General features: G+C 79.2%; 1 pseudogene. It reads right to left on the bottom strand.

The window, feature by feature from the left end:
- Positions 1-202, bottom strand: a pseudogene (locus KUM49_RS42220) (hypothetical protein); the annotation flags it as partial.

The following is a 202-nucleotide window of genomic DNA, read 5'->3' as shown; positions in this document are numbered from 1 at the left end:
GGCCGGCGGCCACGGGGGTGGGGGTTTGTGCGGTGTGCCGGGTGCGGGTGCCTGGTGGCTGGTCGCGTAGTTCCCCGCGCCCCTGGGGGGAGGGTGCGGCCGACGCCAGTCTCTCGGGCGCGACAGCGCCGCCCGCTGCGAGGAGCTGGCGGCCGGCGGCCACGGGGGTGGGGGTTTGTGCGGTGTGCCGGGTGCGGGTGCC

Source organism: Streptomyces sp. AC555_RSS877, assembly GCF_019049245.1.
GTDB lineage: Bacteria > Actinomycetota > Actinomycetes > Streptomycetales > Streptomycetaceae > Streptomyces.
Note: the sequence above shows the minus strand (reverse complement) of the source record. Positions and strands in the feature narration are given on the sequence as shown.